Source organism: Holzapfeliella floricola DSM 23037 = JCM 16512 (genome assembly GCF_001436605.1).
Classification (GTDB): domain Bacteria; phylum Bacillota; class Bacilli; order Lactobacillales; family Lactobacillaceae; genus Holzapfeliella; species Holzapfeliella floricola.
The window spans coordinates 1-460 of record NZ_AYZL01000009.1 but is presented as its reverse complement, the minus strand read 5'-3'; the positions used below and the strand labels follow the sequence as shown (position 1 = coordinate 460).

Below are 460 nucleotides of genomic sequence, written 5' to 3'. Positions count from 1 at the left end.
CTTGTTGATCGCTTTGAGCGGCTTGGTTTGCTTTTGTAGCATCGCTTGCGGCTTGTGAAGCGACTGCTGCGGCACTGGCTGCTGTACTTGCTGCGGCACTGGCTGCTGCTGTTTGCGTACTTACCGTTGCAGCGTCACTTTGGGCATCTTTTGCATAGCTATTAGCTAAAGACTCATTATTAGCTTTTGCAGCACTTGCAGCACTTGAATTTGCAACACTTGTTGCAGCTTGTGCACTTGCGGCTATACTTGCTGCTACACTCGCATCATTTGTTGCTGATGCTGCTGTTGAATTAGCGCTTGATGCTTTTTGTACATCTTGTGCGGCTGTACTTGAAGCTTGATTTGCATCTGCTGCTGCACTCGATGCGGCACTTGCGGCACTTGCGATTACTTGATCATTTGGATACTTAGTACTCAAGCTACTTGCTGTACTTTGCGCATTATTAGCGGTTGTTGC

The 460-nt window shown here is 47.8% G+C and carries 1 pseudogene; it reads right to left on the bottom strand.

From position 1 onward, the window contains the following. Nucleotides 1–460 (bottom strand): annotated as a pseudogene (locus FC86_RS06600) (LPXTG cell wall anchor domain-containing protein); the annotation flags it as partial.